Genomic DNA, 19926 nt, shown 5'->3' with positions numbered 1-19926 from the left:
GTATAATAAAAAATAAATGTATAAAAGGGGATATCAATGATTAAGAAATGGAGCATTCTTTTATTTACTGTTTTTCTATTAGCAGGATGCGGCGAGAAGGCTGCAGAAACAACAACGACAGAGAAAACGATCTCTAAAATAGAAACAGGGTCTGACTCTAAAAACCAAGTAACTATTGAAAAAATGAAATTGACAAAGAAAGAAAAAAACTTACTAGAGGCATCAACGACGAATGAAATAGTAGCTCTTACACTTAAAGGATTAACGAAGAATGATAAGAGTATTACTTTTATCGGGAGCCACTACAAAAATGGCCGGCTAGTTGATAAGGAAGCATCTTCTTCGACTTTTACGTTACATCAGGATGGTACCGACCAAACGATGAATGTACTTTTACAATTAAGGCATGAGAAAGATACATATGAATCACAATTTAGTATGTGGTCAGATAACAAGAATGAGGGAATGACAAAAGCAACAGCAAGCTTTCCATTCAAAGTAAGTGATTATGTTTTTTCTGCACAATCTGATACGGTCAAAGTAACTTCTGGAGGAAAGGCACTGATTGCGTATACAGCGGCAATGGGGAAAGACGGAAATTCACCGATGCTTGAAGTGATTGAGAAAAATCCTAAGCAAGCGCTGAAGAATAAGTCACATGCCTATTTATTTTATATCCAGCTAGACAAATAACTATCGTAATATATATGGAGAATATGAAATTTTTTGACGAAAAATCTTCATATTCTCTTGACGAATTGTTAAGAAAGTTGTAACATAATAAAAGTCAACGCAATGATGTTGTCTCTAAAAGATTGATGCGGGTGTAGTTTAGTGGTAAAACCTCAGCCTTCCAAGCTGATGTCGTGAGTTCGATTCTCATCACCCGCTCCAATACATAATTTTGTTTATAACGCAGTATTTCGTTTCATAGATAAACGAAGTGTTGCGTTTTTTATTATGTCAGTATAATGTAAAAAGCACTGTGACCTACAGTGCTTTTTCAATGAGTTCATATTCACTTTCTCCACCATGTATTTGTATAAACATCTTCGTCAAGGATTGTATAAGCGCTTCACTCTTTTCCCGGGAAATAGATGGTGGGAAGAGAATGATTTGAAGAATGCTTTTTGTGTCTTGAGAAATTTGAGCTTTACTTGCTTGAGAAAATAACCCTTTAAGCTCTGCGCCATCCTGCCATTCAATATGACCAGTTTCATTTTTGGATAATGAAAGAGGCCCTTTCAATTGATCGGCATCTAATGTAAGGATAGGCAAGAAATATTTTAGTGAAAAAAATATCGACAAATCCTGTACGGAATTGGTCGAGTCAATAAATTGTTCTTTTTGAATATCAGCAAGAAGCGGAAGAAAGGGGACATCTTCTAGAAGATTCGTCCATTCTTTGATCGCTGGTACTTCTTCCAAAGTTTGATCTTCATATTCAAAAAACAAAGATTCTTGAAACAGGCGCAGTCGGCCTTTTAACATTTGAGGGGATTTTCCTATCTCAATATGTGAATATTCAATCTGTCCAACATGGATAGACGGGCTTTGAGGTTGGGAGATTTCCATTTGTATCTTCACAGTGACTCACTCCAATCGGTCATGATACACTCGTATTATACTGAAAACAACTGAAGAAACAAAGAAAGGAGGTTTGCAAGGTGATTCATGTTGGACAATTAAAAGAAGAATTAATTCAATATGCGAACGAAATTGGTGTCGATAAAATTCGATTTGCGAGTGCTGATACATTTGATTCATTAAAGGACCGCCTCATCTTACATGAATCGTTAGGGTATTTGTCCGGTTTTGAAGAGCCTGATATCGAAAAACGAACAAATCCTGCTTTGCTGCTTCCAAAAGCAAAATCAATTGTCGCCATTGCGCTCGCATATCCTTCTAAAATGAAAGATGCTCCCCGAAGTACAAAGGATGCAAGAAGAGGGATTTTTTGCAGGGCTTCATGGGGAACTGATTATCATGTTGTGCTGAAAAAAAAGCTCGACATGCTTGAAGAATTTTTGCGCAGTAAACACGAAGATATACGTACAAAATCAATGGTGGACACAGGTGAATTGTCTGACCGTGCTGTAGCCGAACGTGCTGGCATTGGCTTTAGTGCAAAGAACTGTATGATTATCACACCTGAGTTCGGATCTTATGTCTATTTGGCTGAGATGATTACAAATGTTCCATTTGAACCGGATGAGAAAATAGAAGACCAGTGCGGAACTTGTAATAAATGTGTGGATTCATGCCCAACGGGTGCTCTTGTGAATCCAGGCCAGCTCAATTCTCAAAGGTGTATTTCGTTTTTAACACAGACAAAAGGGTTTTTACCTGACGAATTTCGCTCGAAAATAGGAAATCGGTTGTATGGATGTGATACGTGCCAAACGGTCTGCCCAATTAATAAAGGGAAAGACTTTCATCTACATCCTGAAATGGAGCCGGACCCTGAAATTGCAAAGCCGCTCTTAAAGCCACTGCTGACAATCAGCAATCGTGAATTTAAAGAGAAGTATGGTCATGTTTCTGGATCATGGCGAGGGAAAAAGCCTATTCAGCGGAATGCCATTTTGGCACTTGCTCACTTTAAAGATACATCTGCTTTGCCAGATTTGGTTGACCTGATGCATAAAGATCCAAGACCGGTCATTCGAGGCACGGCTGCTTGGGCAATCGGTAAAATTGGCGATGGTCAGCAGCTTTCAGAACTCGAAAAAGCCCTTGAGCGGGAAAGTGATGAAGAAGCAAAACAAGAGATCATCAAAGGGATTGAATTGTTACAAACACCTTTAAATACTAAATAACCTCCCATTGAACATAGAATGAACCAAACAGAGATGTTAAAAAAAGTTTGGTGGTGTCTGTGTGAAACAATTATTAGAACAAACGTTAGAAGACAGACTGGCATATTTATTAAATGGCAGTACGATCAAACAGCCGCAGCTGATGTCTGATGTGGACGCTGTGGAGCGAAAGAAAGAGCTGTTTGCAAGAAGACAAGTTGAGATTGTCAAGGCGAAAGCAAAAGCAAAACTTCTCGATTCAGCTATTCAAGATGATGGAGCTCAGCAAGTACAATATCTCGCTCACCTCACTTATGTCTGTAAGGATATAGACGATTCTTTTTATTTAGAGGAACAGGTTGAGAAAAGAGAAGCGTTTCTTTATAACGACATGCTTGTGAAAGATCGGATGATGTTAGAAGAACGACAAAAGGAAGATCAGGTGGATGAGCGCTTCCAAAACGAAGACCAATTTGGAAGAGCTTTTCACTATGACCGGCGTGCTGCTGTTCAATATGCTGAGACGTATTGGAATAAACGAAATCCAGCATATAAAAATTTCGAAGATAACTGTACGAATTTTATTTCACAATGTCTAAAAGCAGGGAATGCGCCAACGAGAGGATATCCGAACCGTGGATCTGGCTGGTGGGTTCGTCCACATACATGGAGCTACAGCTGGACGGTGGCACATTCGATGAAAAATTATTTAGCGAATTCCAAAGCGGGGTTGAGAGCGAAGAAGCTCAAGGAGCCGCAGGAGCTTCAAATAGGTGATGTGATTTGCTACGATTTTGAGGGTGACGGTAGGTATAATCATACAACCATTGTTGTTGATCATGATAAAGGCGGAATGCCTCTTGTGAATGCACAAACGTATGACAGCCGTATGCGTTACTGGTCGTATGAAGATTCAACGGCTTATACACCTAGTATTCTTTATACGTTTTTTCACATTTTGGACGATGCTCCGAAGGATAGTTAATGGTATAATGTTGAGCGGAAAAGAAAATTAGAGGTGAACTTTTTTGGGACTTCATGTCGTTTTATATCAACCAGAAATTCCAGCTAATACTGGAAATATTGCGCGAACATGTGCAGCAACAAATACAACACTTCATCTGATTCGTCCGCTTGGTTTTTCGACAGATGATAAAATGCTGAAGCGTGCAGGACTCGATTATTGGAAATATGCCAATGTCGTCTATCATGATTCATTAGATGAATTGTTTGAGGCTCATCCGAAGGGGCAATTTTTCTATATCACAAAGTTTGGGCAAAAGCCGCATACAACGTTCGATTACTCGCAGCTAGATGAAGACTACTTCTTTGTATTTGGCAGAGAGACAAGTGGATTGCCAAAAGATTTGATTGAACGGAATATGGATCGCTGTCTACGTTTACCAATGACAGAGCATGTTCGTTCACTGAATCTATCGAATACGGCAGCGATTCTTGTGTATGAGGCGCTTCGCCAGCAACAATACCGAGATTTGATATAAGAACATGATAAAAAGCCGAGATCCCATCTCGCTTTCAGTGAATATGTAAGTGCTGAAAATATGAACGAAATCAAAAAGGATGTTCCGCTGATGGAACATCCTTTTTTTCATTTACCAGGCTTGCCTTCGTAGCCAGCTGTGAAAATGGATACTAAAAACGTAATGATGACGCCCATCATAATGACCGTTCTCATATAAGCTCCCCCTTATCCCTTTGTTCCTTTGCTGCCGGTTTCATATGTTGTGATGTTCGCCTTGAAAAGCAGGAGATGAAGATCATTTTTCTCCTGTTTTTCCTTTATTATGAAGGGTCTTGCGGATGGTTGTCAATTCAGTTTGCCAATTCGTCATTTTGAAGAACGAAAGCATGTAATAGGACGCCTCCGCATAGATTGTAAAACAGTATCTGATTTCTAGCTTCAATCTTGAAAGAGGAGGTTCATATGGATATTTTAAAGAAAATTGAACAGCACAGAGAAGAAGAGCAGCGACTGAAATGGGAAGGCACATTCAGCGAATATTTAGATATTATTAAAGAAAATCCACGTGTCGCTCAATCTGCTCATTCTCGCGTTTATCATATGATTAAGGATAGCGGGATTGAAGAGGAGAATGGGGTCAGAACCTACAAATTTTTTGATCAGGAGCTTTTTGGTTTAGAGGAATCATTGGAAAGGCTAGTGGAAGAGTATTTTCACCCTGCGGCTAAACGTTTAGATGTCAGAAAGCGTATTTTATTGTTAATGGGTCCAGTCAGCGGCGGGAAATCGACGCTTGTCACAAGGCTGAAAAGAGGGCTGGAAGAGTATTCACTAACAGATCATGGCGCAGTCTATGCGATTAAAGGCTGCCCAATGCATGAAGATCCGCTTCATCTCATTCCGCAAAATCTGCGGGAGGATTTCTATAGAGAATACGGCATACGTGTGCAGGGGAATTTATCACCTTTGAACTTGATGAGGCTCGAAGAGGAATATGGCGGCCGCATTGAGGATGTGAGAGTGGAACGAATTTTTTTCTCAGAGGACAAACGGACCGGCATTGGTACCTTCAGCCCGTCTGATCCGAAATCTCAGGACATTGCCGACTTAACAGGAAGTATTGATTTTTCAACGATTGCTGAATTTGGTTCAGAGTCAGACCCGCGTGCGTACCGGTTTGATGGAGAGCTCAATAAAGCGAACCGTGGAATGATGGAATTTCAAGAGATGTTAAAGTGTGATGAGAAATTTCTATGGCATCTTCTTTCATTAACGCAGGAGGGAAATTTTAAGGCGGGGCGTTTTGCGTTGATTAGTGCGGATGAATTGATTGTTGCACATACGAATGAAACGGAGTACCGATCATTTATTTCGAATAAAAAGAACGAGGCTTTACACTCAAGAATTATTGTGATGCCGATCCCTTATAATTTAAAGGTGACAGAGGAAGAACGCATTTATCATAAGATGATTTCAGAAAGTGATGTCTCAGATGTTCATATTGCACCGCATACGCTAAAGGTGGCTGCGATGTTCTCTATTTTGACAAGGCTGAAAGAGCCGAAGCGATCTGATATCGATTTGGTGAAAAAAATGCGACTGTATGATGGGGAAAGTGTCGAAGGTTTCCAATCTGTTGATATTGATGAGATGAAAAAGGAATTTCATGACGAAGGAATGAGCGGAATTGACCCGAGATATGTCATTAACCGCATTTCATCCACCATTATTCGAAAGAACATGGAATCCATCAATGCACTGGATGTCCTCCGTTCCTTAAAAGAAGGACTCGATCAGCATCCATCGATCTCAAGTGAAGATCGGGAACGTTATTTGAATTTTATTTCTGTCGCACGAAAAGAGTATGACGATATGGCGAAGAAAGAAGTTCAAAAGGCATTTGTGTATTCCTATGAGGAGTCTGCGAAAACTCTCATGGATAATTACTTAGATAATGTTGAGGCGTACTGCAATAAAAACAAACTGCGTGATCCGTTAACAGGTGAAGAAATGAATCCTGACGAAAAGCTCATGCGTTCAATTGAGGAACAGATCGGCATTTCTGAAAACGCCAAAAAGGCATTCAGAGAAGAAATCCTCATTCGGATTTCGGCTTATGCGAGAAAGGGCAAACGCTTTGATTATAATTCTCACGAGAGATTACGAGAAGCCATTCAGAAGAAGCTCTTTGCCGATTTGAAAGATGTCGTGAAAATTACGACATCGACGAAAACCCCGGATGAGCAGCAGTTGAAGAAGGTCAATGAAGTAGTGGCGCGATTGATTGATGAGCATGGCTATAATTCCACAAGTGCAAATGAACTCTTAAAATATGTAGGTAGTCTTCTGAATCGTTAATAAATGAAGGAGGCATTATTGGGGCAAACCAGCACCAGTAATGTCTTTTTTAGAAATCGTCGTCATTTCGACGACGGCCAGCATACGATAATGGAATCGATGGGTACAAGAATTGTCCAAAAAGGTGAGGAGGGGGATGGATGTCCCGGCAAGAAAAAAGTCAGTTTATTGTGTCTCAGGAAGACTGGTCCCTCCATCGAAAAGGCTTTGATGACCAGCAGCGTCATCAGAAAAAAGTCAAAGAGGCGATTAAAAACAATTTGCCGGATCTTGTCACAGAGGAAAGCATCATCATGTCTAATGGCAAAGATGTGGTCAAAATTCCGATCCGTTCTTTAGATGAATATAAAATTCGGTACAACTATGATAAGAATAAGCATGTAGGTCAGGGGGATGGAGACAGCCAGGTTGGCGATGTGGTCGCTCGGGATGGATCTGACAGTAAGCAAGGGCAGGGAAAAGGGCAAGGTGCTGGAGATCAAGCCGGTGATGATTATTACGAAGCAGAAGTCTCATTAATGGATTTAGAGGAAGCGCTGTTTCGTGAGCTGGAGCTACCAAATCTTAAACAAAAGGAACTTGATGATATCGTTGTCGAGGAAATTGAGTTTAATGATATTCGCAAAACGGGGTTAACCGGTAATATCCATAAAAAACGCACAATGCTGTCAGCATTTAAACGAAATGCCATGACAGGAAGCCCTTCCTTTTATCCCATTTATCCAGAGGATATTAAGTATAAGACGTGGAATGAAGTCACCAAACCAGAATCGAAAGCGGTTGTCCTAGCGATGATGGATACGAGCGGAAGTATGGGGCTTTGGGAAAAATATATGGCGAGAAGCTTTTTCTTTTGGATGACACGTTTCTTGCGGACAAAGTATGAGACAGTCGAGATCGAATTCATTGCCCACCATACAGAGGCGAAGGTCGTAGATGAGGAGCACTTCTTTTCTCGGGGAGAGAGCGGGGGAACCATTTGTTCTTCTGTCTATCGAAAGGCACTAGAGCTCATAGACGAACGATATCCTCCGTCACGATATAATATTTATCCTTTCCATTTTTCTGATGGTGACAATTTGACCTCTGATAATGCACGGTGCGTGAAGCTCGTTTCTGAAATTATGAAAAAAGCCAATTTATTTTGTTATGGTGAAGTGAATCAATATAATCGGCATTCTACGTTAATGTCAGCATATAAACATATTCAGGATGAGAAATTTAAGCATTATATTTTGAAGCAAAAATCAGACGTTTTTCTCGCATTAAAAAAATTTTTTCAGCAGGAAGAAGTTCTTTCTTAAAGAGAACATTCAAAAAAACCTTTCAGCATAAGGGCTGAAAGGTTTTTTGTGTGGAGAAGGAAGGGATCACCAGAAAAAAAGTAAAACTTTCTCTTTGACATTTCAATTTTCATTTATTAATATTTAATCTTGTTAAATATAAGTTTTTCAAAAAAAGATGCCGATCGTCTTTTCTTCTTTTTCTGCTTTTTGCTCATAAGTGAACAATAAGTATAAATGGGCTGCACACCATTTTCAGCAGAGTAGAAAAAGTGGAAACAGGCAGCTCTATGAGCTTGTTTCATAATCTGTCAGATGATGGGCATTCTAAGTTTGCTAAAGCAGATGACACTATATTTTTATACATGAAAGGAGAAACAAAACATGAACAGAGGGCGTTTATTGCTAACAAATATTATTGGCCTTATTGTGATTCTTGCCATTATTGCCGGAGGTGCTTATTACTACTACGAAAGCACAAACTTCGTAAAAACAGATGAAGCAAAAGTGACAGGTGACATGTACCAAATTACAGCGCCAGCAGCTGGACAAATCAAAGGCTGGGACATCAATGAAGGTGACGAAGTGCAAAAAGACAGCACAGTTGCAAAAGTTGAAGGAGAAGCAAAAACAAACATTAAAGCAGTGGCTGATGGCACATTAGTCAAAAAAGAAGTACAAAACAACCAACAAGTGCAGCCTGGGACAGTTCTTGGTGAAACGATTGACCTAAGCAAGCTTTACATTACAGCGAATATTAAAGAAACAGACATTAAGAACATTGAAAAAGGCGACAAAGTGGACATCGTTGTAGACGGCGATCCTGATACAACATTTGAAGGAACAGTTGAACAAATTGGTTATGCAACAAACTCAACATTCAATATGCTGCCAGCAACAAACTCAAGTGGTAACTACACGAAAGTGACACAAAAAGTAGCAGTGAAAATTTCAATTAAAAATCCATCTGACAAAGTACTTCCAGGTATGAATGCTTCTGTCAAAATTTCATCTTAATGATGACTGATATCAAAAAATGAAAGGAGGTTGTCTGAGATGGCAAATCAACCTGCAGCGACAAAACAGGGAGCAGGCTCCTTGTCTTTACTGATCATTTTAATGGCCGGTTTGTTCGTAGCGATTTTAAACCAAACGCTTTTGAACGTAGCCATGCCCCATTTAATGACTGAATTTAATGTGAGTGCGACGACAATTCAGTGGCTTACAACAGGTTACATGCTTGTCAACGGTGTGCTCATTCCGTTATCTGCGTTTTTAATCACACGTTTTGGCCAGCGCAGCTTATTCCTCGTGGCGATGATTTCATTTACACTAGGGACTTTTATTTGCGGTATTGCGCCAAACTTTTCTACGATGCTGATTGGTCGTTTGATTCAGGCAGTCGGTGGCGGTATCTTACAGCCGCTCGTCATGACAACAATCCTTTTTATTTTCCCTCCAGAAAACAGAGGGAAAGGAATGGGGATTTTTGGTCTTGCGATGATGTTTGCGCCAGCTGTTGGACCAACGCTATCTGGTTATATTATTGAACATTATTCATGGCGTATTATGTTTTATGGACTTGTACCAATCGGTGCGATTGTCATTATCGCGGCTTTCTTTATGTTTAAAAATATTGTAGAGCCTAAAAAAATCAAGCTGGACAGCCTTGGTGCGATTCTGTCGATCGTTGGTTTTGCTTCGCTTCTATACGGGGTGAGCGAAGCGGGAAGTGATGGATGGACAGATCCAATTGTTCTATCTACGATTATTGTTGGTGCGATTGCGATTATTCTCTTTATTTTCCAACAGCTAAAAGCGGATAATCCGATGCTTGATTTCCGCGTGTTTAAATACAGCATTTTCTCATTATCAAGTGTTATTAACATTATTATTACCGTTGCCTTATACACTGGGATGTTCTTACTTCCGATCTACTTGCAGAACCTCGTTGGGTTTACTGCATTGCAATCGGGGCTATTAATGCTTCCAGGGGCACTTGCGATGCTCATTATGTCCCCAATTTCAGGGATCTTGTTTGATAAATTTGGACCTCGTCCACTTGCCATTGTGGGGATGCTGATTACAGTTGTCACCACATACGAGTTTACAAGGCTAACGATTGATACATCTTATAGTCACATTGTGCTCATGTATGCAGTACGTGCCTTTGGTATGTCACTCTTGATGATGCCAGTCATGACTGCTGGGATGAACCAATTACCGCAGCATTTAAACAGTCATGGTACAGCGATGTCAAACACACTGAGACAAATCAGTGGTTCGATCGGTACGAGTTTGATCACGACGATTTATACAAATCGCACGACATTCCATTATTCCAATATGGCAGATCAAACGAATACAGCTGACCCGTTCTTTATGAATTCATTCCAGGCGGCTGTCTCTAATGTGATGCACCATATGGGCATGACAGCAGAAGCTGCTCAAAAATATGTGTCTACCCAGCTCTTTACGAAAGCACAAGTTGATTCAAATGTGATGGGCATCAATGATGCTTACATGTGGGTGACATTATTCTGTGCAGCTGGTGTGATTCTTAGCTTATTCCTGCGAGATGTACGTAAGGATAAAAAGCGAAAAGAAAAGCAGGATAAGAAACAAGAAATGACATTGCTTCCAGCACCTAAGGAAGCAAACCAAGATGCAAGATAAGTGTGGAGGGACCGTACATGAAAATTTATGTCGTATACGATAGTGAAGGTGACCATACAAAAGCACTTGCAGAAGCGATTGCAGCTGGCGCAGGTGAAACAGAGCAAGCTGAAGTGTTCATTGATCATGTGAAAGATGCGGATATCCGCAAGCTTGATCAAATGGATGCAATCATTTGGGGCTGCCCTGGTCACTTTGGTACCATTAGTTCTGGATTAAAGACATGGATTGACCGTCTTGGGTATTTATGGGCAGAAGGAAAACTCATCGATAAAGTCGGTGCCGTTTTCTGTACCACTGCAACAACACACGGCGGATTAGAAATGACGATGCACAATTTGATTACGCCGATGTTCCATCAAGGGATGCTTGTGGTCGGCCTTCCTGGAAATGTTCCAGAAAATGCGTTATACGGCTCTTATTATGGAGCAGGTGTGACGTGCCCGATTGATTCTGATGAAGTGATTTCTTCAGAAGGCATTGAGCTAGGGAAAGCATTAGGAAGACGTGTAGCATCAGTCACTGCGTCATTTAAGCGATAAGGAGAGGGTTCTTTTGGCGACGATTATTGTAGCGTTAGTAGCTGCTGTTCTAGTCATTATCGGATTAGTAGCGTTCAATGTCAGACACGCTTCGGCCGAGAAGGAAGAGATCAAAGAAGATGTATCGAATCATCCTGACGTGCCGCATAGCGAGCCAGAAGTTGCGGCGAGACCTGTAGAGCCTGAAGTGGAAGAAAAAGCGTCAGAGCCTTCTCAGACAGATGATGCTCCGTCAGGTGATGATTTCTATAGACAGGCGCTTCAAAAGTTTAAACAGCCAGAACCACCTGTCAAAGAAGAAGAACCAGAGACGAAAATGAATGATGATATGTATCGTTCTGCTTTACAGAAACTAAAGCAGAAGGACAAATAAAAAGAGAACCTCTTGTCAGGTTCTCTTTTTTTATTACACAAAAAAACCGCCGGCATAAGCCGAGCGGTTTTCCTTCACTCTATAAAGTGCTAAAAGAGCAGATGCTCTTAAATTACGCTTTGTTAACGTTAGCAGCTTGTGGTCCACGGTTACCTTCAACGATTTCGAAAGAAACTGATTGACCTTCTTCTAAAGTTTTGAAGCCTTCGCCTTGGATAGCAGAGAAGTGAACGAATACATCGTCTTGACCTTCTACTTCGATGAATCCGAAACCTTTTTCAGAGTTGAACCATTTTACTTTACCTTCTAACATGAAATTTCCTCCTAAAGCGATCTTAACGCTTAAATTCACTATTCTTGCTCTTACACAAACTTCAAAGACGAAAACTCTTTCAAAACTTTCTTCTTAAAGATGATACGAACAAAAATAATTACCTTTACTTTACCAGTGTTTGCGGGAAAAAACAACTGTTATACGAAAACTTTTTTAAAAATAATTAGCGCTAACAAATTGAGGAAAAAGCCTATGTTAAGTGTTCTCTTTTACGTCCAGAAAAGCTCACTTGGTTTCTGCCTGACTGCTTCGCTTTATAGAGCTCCTGGTCTGCAATAATCGGTAATTGTTTGATGTTTTCACTTGTTCCTGCATCATAAGCACATCCAATTGACACCGTAATGTGAATCGATGTTCCGTTTTGTAAATAAATTGGCTGATCCGCCATTTTTTTTCGTAAACGTTCCGCAATTTGCCATGTTTTTTCAACGGAACAATTCGGTAAAAGCACAGCAAATTCTTCACCGCCGATTCGCCCAATATAATCAGAGCTTCTTGTGTTCTTAATTAGCCTTGTTCCGATTTCTTTTAAAACGATATCTCCCTCATGATGTCCATACTGATCATTGATGGTTTTGAAATAATCGATGTCTAGGTAAATCAAGGACATTTGATGGATAGGTTGCTTTAAGTTCAGAGAAAAAGCATCACTTAATATTTCATCGAATTTCCGTTTATTTAAAACACCAGTTAAAAAGTCATAATGAGCTTGGAATTTATACAAATTTAACATCTGATACGCTTTTGTTTGATGCTCAATGACATAAAAGTTAAATAAACCGGCAATATACGAGAAAATCCAATAGGCAGCATGCAGTTCAAACGATCTTTCATTGACGATGGAGATAAATAAACTAGTCGCTATGACGTTGCTCATGGTAATAGATAACAGCATTTTTACGACGTGATTGATATGACGCTCAGCAATTAAAAAGGAAGCTGTGGCGATAAATATCATGGAAAAAATATTAATGAAAGAAGCGACATTGGCTTCGATTAATAATCTGCCAATAATGATCACACAGGCTGCAATGAACGTTTGTGCAATGCCTCCATAAAATGCCGTTAAAATAAGGGGGATATGTCTTAAATCGATGATGGCTGGTCCTGCTTTAATAGAGAAAAACATTAAGAGGACACCGAGTAACCCAGAAATGATTCCTTTAAAAATTTGTCTGAGCAAGGTGTCTTCCTTTTTTAAAAAATTCTCTTTAAACACAAGCATCAATAAATAATGGAAAGTGACAAGAATTGTTAAATTAATAAAGAGGTCTCTTAGCAAAATAAAATCACCTTTTTAAAATTACTAAAATTTGTTGCAAAAGAAAAGGGGAAACAAGATAATTAATAAAAATTTCACTTGTGAGGGGTTTAAAATGAGGAGAAAACAATTTCCTGATCGAACGGACTGGCTTTCTTTTTTTGAGACGTGGCCTGATGAAGGATTTGAACGAGATATGCCCATTGAATATCAAGATCTAACGTTTCGGTTTGAGAATGAGGAAGAGCGATTTGTGGTGACGATGTCTCTTGGAGTACAAGAATTTTCTTTGAAGGCTATTCGTAAAAAGGACGCATCCGTTTTAGGAGTATATGCCTTTAAAACTGTGCGACATGTAGAAATAAAAAAGGACCGGCAGCATGAAAAAGAGCTGTTGATACTATTAGATGGTGTGGAACGGTTTGTTATCACGATCGAAATCACCTTCTTGCCTTCCTTCTGCATCATGGTGAAAGAGCATTTTTCAGGAGAATAAACAGGAGCCTTCTGAAAAAAAGGCTCCTGTTTTAGTTATTTGTGCTCGATGTCATTGAGCACTTGCTGAATGGATTCATCATCCATTACATTCATGACACTTTCATCAATGTGAAGAGACTGGGCGTAAGACTCTCTCGGCGGCTGATGAGTTTGATATGTTTTTGATGATGTTTGATGCTGGCTTGTTTCATTAGGCTGGACAGCGGTGAATGCTTGCTTGATCACTTGTCCTACTTCAGCTGTGCCTTTTGAGTCTTTACGTGAATGTGAATGGGACTCATGACGAGATGACTCTTGATGGTGTTGATCTTTGCCTTTCATCATTGAGGACAAATTCATTTGAGTCATGCTGCTTAGTCTTCTCCGTAATAGTGGTGAAAATAATGCAATGATGGCTGTTGATGCTGCGATCATTGCACCAGTACTCATACCTTTTCTCTTTTTAAACAAACGAATCCCTCCATTTGATCGTGATGATACTTCTTCATCATGTTTAGGATGACCAATCAAGGCTGATTTATGAATTCATTGCTGAAATAGAGGATGTGTGCATAAAAAGTCTGCTGGATGAAAAACCTATGAGCAAAAGGAGGGAATCAATTGATGAATAAGAAATGGATGCTATCTTTATTACTCGTTCCAACATTGATCACTGCTGGGTGTGGAATGAACAACCAAGGCGATGAACGAAGAGGAACAATGAAACGACAGTATGAAAATGTCACATATAAGAACGACAACATGAGACAGGATCAACCAAATGTGCAAACACCTCAGAAGGTGAAAGTGGCAGATAAGGCATCAGAGCTTGTTGCCAACATGTCTGAAGTGAAAACAGCGAACGTACTTGTCACAGGGAAAAATGCATTTGTTGCTGTCGTGCTTGAAGGCAATAAAAGCGGAGATGTAACAGACGATTTGAAAAAGAAAATTTCTGACAAAGTCAAATCGACGGATCAACAAATTGATAATGTGTATGTATCTGCTAATCCAGACTTTGTCGATCGTATGGCAGGGTACGGAAAACGTATTAGAAGTGGAGAGCCAATTTCAGGATTCTTCGACGAGTTTACTGAAACGGTTCGACGTGTCTTCCCTGAATCAAAATAGCTACGACAAAAGCCGTATGTCATATGCGGCTTTTTTGTTTGGAACCGCACCTTGCGCACCTGACTGCATAAAGTAAAAAATATATCACCTCTTGTTGATCTTTGTTTTTTCATAGAAAGAGAAAGAGGTTGCAGGATGAATTCAGGTGGGGAGTAAATGAAAGCAAAACCGTCATTAATTCATAAAAAACTTGTAAGCGGAATGATTGCAGCAGGTTTGATTTTTTATGCGTTCACTGCGTACTTGATTTATGTAGCGTTCCAGCTGGCAGAGCAATATCTAGAGCAGCATTCTTCGCCTAAAACGGTCTTAACGGAAGGACTCAATAAGCAAGTCTATGAACATATTCGAATCTACTATGCAGAGGATGAGGGCGCCTTTGTCGATCTGACCATAGAAGCGCTTGAGCAGGCAAAGAAGAGGACGATGTCAGTGTTTCAGTATGAAGCTGATAAACCGTTAGATATCATTTATTTTGATGATAAAGAGACGATTGAGCAATTTGCCGGTATCAAGCATATTACAGGTTTTTATTCTGATGTTGATCATATGATTGGATTATACCCAGATAAACGGGAAGAATTGTTGAAGAAAGAGACACTGCCTTTATACTTTTTCAACACGTTATTCATTCATGAGTATGCCCATTTTGTTTTCTATGAAAAGGTGCATGCATACAATGTATCTCCAGTCGTCTTTCCTCTTTGGTTCCATGAAGGAACAGCAGAATGGACGGCCTATGATGTGCTGAACGCCACGTCTGAACGGTTTGACGTCATTCCTTTTAAATCTCTTTATTCTGATCAAGACTGGCAAGAATCTCGTACGACGTATGAGACAGATGTTTATTTACAAAGCTACTATATGATCTATGAGCTTGTGCAGCTTTATGGACGAGATGTCATACATGAGATCATGGAGGAAACGGCGAAAACTAGTCGTTTTGATAGAGGGTTTGAACAAGCGACAGGACAACGTCTCACAGATTTTGAAGAGCAATTTAAACTGAATTATCAAAGAAACAACGGCTGACCTGAAAATCGGTTAGCCGTTTTTTGTTTAATGAAGCGGTTTTTGCTGGTTGGCTTTGCTCGGCGGCATCTGCACTTGTCCCTGCATAGGGGCAAATGTAGATGTCATCGCCTGCATATCTTGAGCTGTAAGCTGCGGAACTTGATAATAGCTATGTTTGTTTTGATATAAGAAAATTTCATACGCCATTTCAATAAAGTTCGGGATTTGCGCTGCAAGCACACGTCGTACCACAGGGTTTGTGACCTCTAATGCAGTCATTGAGAGTAATCCAGCATGAGATTTCATAAGACCAAGCATATGCCCTGTAATTCCCGCATCCTTTACATCCTGTAATGATTGATTTGGCTTCTTAGGCTGAGATGGTTTTATTCCGTATGTCACCTGTGTCTGTTCGTTCATCATATAAGTAGATGTTTCTTCACTAGGCTTTTGACCAGTAGAAAAGCAATCTACCGTGACGTTGTACTGGGACAATACAAATTGATATTGTCGATCTAACATGTCGGATAATGCGGGATCTTGGATAAATTGCCGAAAGATCATGTATTGATCCAAAATATTAATGGTCCCTGCCAATACCTCATGTAAATCAAATAACTCATGCCCGCCATGATTGAATTGGGGCTGCTGGGCATGTCCTTGAACGTTTGTCTGCTGATCGTTTTGCATAAAGAATCCTCCTTCTGTTTATACAGTCTGTTTTAATGTGAGGAAGTTTTCCTCCTTTCATGCAAAAACATTATTTACAATTAGAGGGTTTTCTTCCTTTTTGTCGAAAAAATGTATCAGACGAATGAACATGGGGGTACCAGATGCAGGACAAAATCATTAATCGTTTGATAGAAGACGAACATGTGCAGGCACCAGTGATTGGCATCGGTGTTTCGCCGTTTGAACAGCATCATCTTGAGGCTTTTTTTCAATCATTTCCGCATGAATTAAATGCCTCTTTTATTGTTGTGCAAAATCATGTGACAGGCGATTGTGTAACTGATTTGGAAGCACTTGTTTTACCGATTGGCTACCGGGCAAAGCCGATTAAGCATGGTGAGAAAGTCATGAAAAATACGATTTATGTTTGTCCGCAGCATGCAGCTGTGACATTGACAGAAGACAAACGGCTACACATAACAGAGCAGCATCCTACAAACAAGGCGTGTGCTGTGAATTCGTTGTTTCAGTCACTTGCCAATGTGCAAAAGGAAGAGGCCTATGCGATCTTTTTTCAAAAAGGCTATTGTGTAGGAAGTGGTCTGCTTCAAATCGTTGAGCAAGGCGGTACAGCCATATCGTGCAGTGAGACAAATAGTGGGTTTGATCGTATGTATCATCAAACATTTCAAGACCCTTCTGCACTTGCGTCATATATAGCCAACATCATCAACGTTCCGCATACAGATGTTGCAGACCCTTTTTTGATCAGAATCATTGAACGTCTTGAAATGCATAAAGGAATTGCATTTTCAACCTATGAGAAGCGCAGACTGCTCTCTGTCATTCAAAAAAGAATGAGGAGTGCGAACCAATCGATCTCCTTGTTGTCCGAGTACGATCGTTTATTAGAGAGAGAACCAGATGAGCTTGATCGCCTGCATGTACAGCTTTTAAGCGGCACGACTTCCTTTTTTAGAGATATGGAAGCCTTTCGAGTATGTGAACATCACATCATTCCGTCGATCATTGATAATACATTAAAAAATGGGAAATCTCGATGCCGAATTTGGATTGCAGGATGTTCTACAGGTGAAGAAGCCTATTCTTTTGCGATGTTATTTTTAGAAGAAATGAAACGAAGACAAGTGTCCATTGAACTTCAAGTGTTTGCAACAGACATCAACCGGAAAGCCATTCAAAGTGCAAGCAAAGGTGTTTATTCGCTTGAGTCTATGGCACGGATGCCAGAAAAATGGAGGGCGCGATATTTCGAAAAAAAAGGTGACGCTTTTATTGTGAAGCAGTCGCTTAGAAAACATATTGTCTTTGCTCCTCACAATTTATTGATCGATTCACCTTTTATCCACCTCGATTTTATCAGTTGCCGAAATGTTCTGATGTACTTCCAGCCAGAAGTACAAAAACGAGTCTTATCTCGATTCCAATATGCACTAAAGGATCAAGGGATGTTGATATTAGGACCGAATGAAAAGGTACCCAATATCCCTCGTTTATTTCATTTGTTAAATGAAAAGTGGAACATTTACACCCACTCAAACGTTCCTAAATACAATGCAGGTCATACGGAGTTAAAAGAACGAGCTGTCCAATATATGAAAGAAGTAGAGCAGGAGTATGATGCATGTTTCATCATAGACGATTGCGAGAAAATCCTCGCGATATCAAACGGTGCCTATTCTTTCTTAGCGCATGCAGAAGTCTCAGATGAATTATGTGAATATGTAACCCCTGATTATATGAAAGAGATACTAAGTCAAAGCTTTCAAAAGGTGTGGACTGAAGAGACTGAGGTTGTTTTTCAACATGTCCTCATTTCGGAAAATGACAGAAAGCAGTATGCTGATTTTACAGTGAAACATTTTGATCGCCGTTTTAAAGGAGTATACGTCATTCTCATTCGGATGAGTGAGAGAGGAAAAAATCAAAAGAACGGCAGGGACAAAGGGATGTCAGAGCAGAATTCGGTTTATCAACAGCGAATTGTCGATTTAGAAAATGAGCTCAATGAGGTCAAACAAAAGGAGCAAGAAGCAAGGGCTCAATTAAAAGAAAAAAACAAGCAAATAGAAGTGCGCGAGAAAACAAACGAGCATTTTATTAATATCATAAACAACTTAAAGGTGACAAGAGAAGAACTGTACCGGCCGTCTGTGAAGCCAGAACTTGCCACGTTGTTTGTGGACCGGGAAATGAATATTCGCTATCACACTCCTACAGCTGCCTCTTTATTTACTTCAGCTCAAACCCGGCACCAGCAAACTTTTCAGTCGATGGTGAAGAAGCTATCGAAGGAAATGCTCTATCAGGATATTCAATCTGTCATTTCAGATAGGCGCGTGATCGAACGTGAAATTGAAACGAACGAAGGAGAACAATTCACGGTTCATATGACGCCTTTCTATGATCAAGATCGCGAGGGAGCGGTGATGACCTGGATCAAAATGACCGAAATGACGAAATTGAAGCAGGCTCTTCATCTTGCGGTGACAGCACTTGATAACAGCCATATTCATATTGTGGTTGCAACGGGAGAAGGTGTTATTCAGTGTGTCAATCAGCGCTTTTGTCAGTTTGTACAGCAGCATGAATATGATTTGATCGGAAAAGATATTTTTTCTGTCTATTATGCGTTGTGTCAATGTGATGATCTAGTGAAACAATGGGACGTGTGTTTAAGAGAGGGCAGCTGGACAGGTGAGTTGTATTTTCAGGACTTATCAGGGCGTGAGCGATGGGAAAGAGTCTCTTTACACCGAATCGATGACCCTGACAAAATGCAGTCTACTGTCATGCGGATTTCGGAGGATATTACAAGTCAAAAACAGTCTGAGAAAATGCTGATGAAGTCTGAAATGCTGTCAGCAGTTGGACAGCTTGCAGCTGGTATTGCCCATGAGATACGTAACCCACTTACGTCGTTAAAAGGCTTTTTACAGCTAATGATTCAAAGTAAAAAGTATCAGAAGGATTATGCCGATGTGATGATGTCAGAGTTTAATCGGCTTGAGTCTATTATTAACGAGTTCCTTGTGCTCTCTAGAAGCAAATCTGTTAAATTTGAACCGGTGAATGTGAACCTTCTCCTCGAAGAAGTCATTATGGTCGTTGAATCTCAGGCGGTCTTAAAAGGAGTGTCGATTCAAAAGAATTTGGCTCCCTCTCTGCCACATATTCAAGGCATTCCAAATGAACTGAAACAAGTGTTCCTTAACATTCTTAAAAATGGAATTGAAGCGATGGATGGAGTAACAGGTGTGATCCAAGTGACTTCATTATTGAAAAACGACCAAATGATGCTGATATTTGAAGACCAAGGAAAGGGCATACCAGAAGAGGAGATTGGGAAATTAGGCGAACCTTTTTACACAACGAAAGAAAAAGGCACGGGTCTTGGATTAATGATGACCATTAAGATTATTGAAAGCCATGGCGGTACCATTCGTTTTGAGAGCAAAAGCTTTGAAGGGACACGTGTGATTATTACGTTTCCAAGTAATTGA

The 19926-nt window shown here is 40.1% G+C and carries 19 protein-coding genes and 1 tRNA gene; 15 read left to right on the top strand and 5 right to left on the bottom strand.

What is annotated here, in order from left to right; all coding sequences use genetic code 11:
- Positions 1-36: 36 nt before the first annotated feature.
- On the top strand, positions 37-693 hold the full coding sequence (locus ACRRMM_RS09645) for a hypothetical protein (protein WP_212047074.1): 657 nt from the start codon (positions 37-39) through the stop codon (positions 691-693).
- A gap of 127 nt (positions 694-820) precedes the next feature.
- Positions 821-894: transfer RNA gene (locus ACRRMM_RS09640), tRNA-Gly, on the top strand.
- 96 nt (positions 895-990) lie between these two features.
- On the opposite strand, the gene ACRRMM_RS09635 is transcribed toward ACRRMM_RS09640, so the two are convergent.
- Complete coding sequence (locus tag ACRRMM_RS09635; protein WP_212047075.1) at positions 991-1587, bottom strand: hypothetical protein; 597 nt, start codon at positions 1585-1587, stop codon at positions 991-993.
- Between the two features lie 83 nt (positions 1588-1670).
- Between ACRRMM_RS09635 and queG the strand changes: the two genes are divergently transcribed.
- The 9 genes from queG to ACRRMM_RS09590 all read left to right on the top strand — a co-directional run bounded on the left by queG (position 1671) and on the right by ACRRMM_RS09590 (position 11513).
- On the top strand, positions 1671-2819 hold the full coding sequence (gene queG / locus ACRRMM_RS09630; RefSeq protein WP_026050065.1) for a tRNA epoxyqueuosine(34) reductase QueG: 1149 nt from the start codon (positions 1671-1673) through the stop codon (positions 2817-2819).
- 61 nt (positions 2820-2880) lie between these two features.
- Positions 2881-3783, top strand: coding sequence for an amidase domain-containing protein (locus ACRRMM_RS09625; protein WP_125589189.1), 903 nt, complete (start codon positions 2881-2883; stop codon positions 3781-3783).
- Positions 3784-3826: 43 nt separating this feature from the next.
- Positions 3827-4300 (top strand): tRNA (uridine(34)/cytosine(34)/5-carboxymethylaminomethyluridine(34)-2'-O)-methyltransferase TrmL, encoded by a 474-nt coding sequence (gene trmL / locus ACRRMM_RS09620; RefSeq protein ID WP_003211950.1) that lies wholly within the window; start codon positions 3827-3829, stop codon positions 4298-4300.
- Between the two features lie 443 nt (positions 4301-4743).
- A complete protein-coding gene (locus tag ACRRMM_RS09615; RefSeq protein WP_428828839.1) occupies positions 4744-6639 on the top strand; it encodes a PrkA family serine protein kinase in 1896 nt (631 codons plus the stop codon).
- 140 nt (positions 6640-6779) lie between these two features.
- Complete coding sequence (gene yhbH, locus ACRRMM_RS09610) at positions 6780-7943, top strand: sporulation protein YhbH (RefSeq protein ID WP_007497035.1); 1164 nt, start codon at positions 6780-6782, stop codon at positions 7941-7943.
- Between the two features lie 363 nt (positions 7944-8306).
- A complete protein-coding gene (locus ACRRMM_RS09605; RefSeq protein ID WP_007497037.1) occupies positions 8307-8939 on the top strand; it encodes an HlyD family efflux transporter periplasmic adaptor subunit in 633 nt (210 codons plus the stop codon).
- A 39-nt stretch (positions 8940-8978) separates the two neighbouring features.
- A complete protein-coding gene (locus ACRRMM_RS09600) occupies positions 8979-10598 on the top strand; it encodes a DHA2 family efflux MFS transporter permease subunit (RefSeq protein WP_017366903.1) in 1620 nt (539 codons plus the stop codon).
- Positions 10599-10615: 17 nt separating this feature from the next.
- On the top strand, positions 10616-11140 hold the full coding sequence (locus ACRRMM_RS09595; RefSeq protein WP_007497041.1) for a flavodoxin family protein: 525 nt from the start codon (positions 10616-10618) through the stop codon (positions 11138-11140).
- A gap of 13 nt (positions 11141-11153) precedes the next feature.
- Positions 11154-11513, top strand: a complete 360-nt coding sequence (locus ACRRMM_RS09590; RefSeq protein ID WP_017360371.1) for a hypothetical protein — start codon at positions 11154-11156, stop codon at positions 11511-11513.
- A gap of 112 nt (positions 11514-11625) precedes the next feature.
- Here ACRRMM_RS09590 and cspB read toward each other — a convergent pair whose 3' ends face one another.
- Together cspB and ACRRMM_RS09580 are read right to left on the bottom strand one after the other, a co-directional pair.
- Positions 11626-11826 carry a cold shock-like protein CspB gene (gene cspB, locus ACRRMM_RS09585; RefSeq protein ID WP_008349061.1) on the bottom strand — a complete coding sequence of 67 codons (201 nt, stop codon included), beginning with the start codon at positions 11824-11826 and terminating at the stop codon, positions 11626-11628.
- Between the two features lie 211 nt (positions 11827-12037).
- Entirely contained in the window at positions 12038-13129 is a 1092-nt protein-coding gene (locus ACRRMM_RS09580) for a GGDEF domain-containing protein (protein ID WP_428828840.1), read from the bottom strand.
- Between the two features lie 94 nt (positions 13130-13223).
- Between ACRRMM_RS09580 and ACRRMM_RS09575 the strand changes: the two genes are divergently transcribed.
- Positions 13224-13604, top strand: coding sequence for a hypothetical protein (locus ACRRMM_RS09575; protein ID WP_017366906.1), 381 nt, complete (start codon positions 13224-13226; stop codon positions 13602-13604).
- A gap of 35 nt (positions 13605-13639) precedes the next feature.
- On the opposite strand, the gene ACRRMM_RS09570 is transcribed toward ACRRMM_RS09575, so the two are convergent.
- Positions 13640-14056 carry a spore coat protein gene (locus ACRRMM_RS09570; RefSeq protein ID WP_193804194.1) on the bottom strand — a complete coding sequence of 139 codons (417 nt, stop codon included), beginning with the start codon at positions 14054-14056 and terminating at the stop codon, positions 13640-13642.
- A gap of 153 nt (positions 14057-14209) precedes the next feature.
- Between ACRRMM_RS09570 and ACRRMM_RS09565 the strand changes: the two genes are divergently transcribed.
- Positions 14210-14716: a YhcN/YlaJ family sporulation lipoprotein gene (locus tag ACRRMM_RS09565; protein ID WP_008349054.1), complete on the top strand. Its 507-nt coding sequence runs from the start codon at positions 14210-14212 to the stop codon at positions 14714-14716.
- Between the two features lie 156 nt (positions 14717-14872).
- Positions 14873-15748 (top strand): hypothetical protein, encoded by an 876-nt coding sequence (locus ACRRMM_RS09560; protein WP_411232440.1) that lies wholly within the window; start codon positions 14873-14875, stop codon positions 15746-15748.
- 27 nt (positions 15749-15775) lie between these two features.
- On the opposite strand, the gene ACRRMM_RS09555 is transcribed toward ACRRMM_RS09560, so the two are convergent.
- Positions 15776-16420, bottom strand: a complete 645-nt coding sequence (locus ACRRMM_RS09555) for a spore coat protein (protein ID WP_428828841.1) — start codon at positions 16418-16420, stop codon at positions 15776-15778.
- Positions 16421-16563: 143 nt separating this feature from the next.
- On the opposite strand from ACRRMM_RS09555, the gene ACRRMM_RS09550 reads away from it, so the two are divergent.
- Positions 16564-19926, top strand: a complete 3363-nt coding sequence (locus ACRRMM_RS09550; protein WP_428828842.1) for a CheR family methyltransferase — start codon at positions 16564-16566, stop codon at positions 19924-19926.

Source organism: Bacillus sp. XT-4 (assembly GCF_050864245.1).
Taxonomy (GTDB): domain Bacteria; phylum Bacillota; class Bacilli; order Bacillales; family Bacillaceae; genus Bacillus; species Bacillus altitudinis.
Note: the sequence above shows the minus strand (reverse complement) of the source record. Positions and strands in the feature narration are given on the sequence as shown.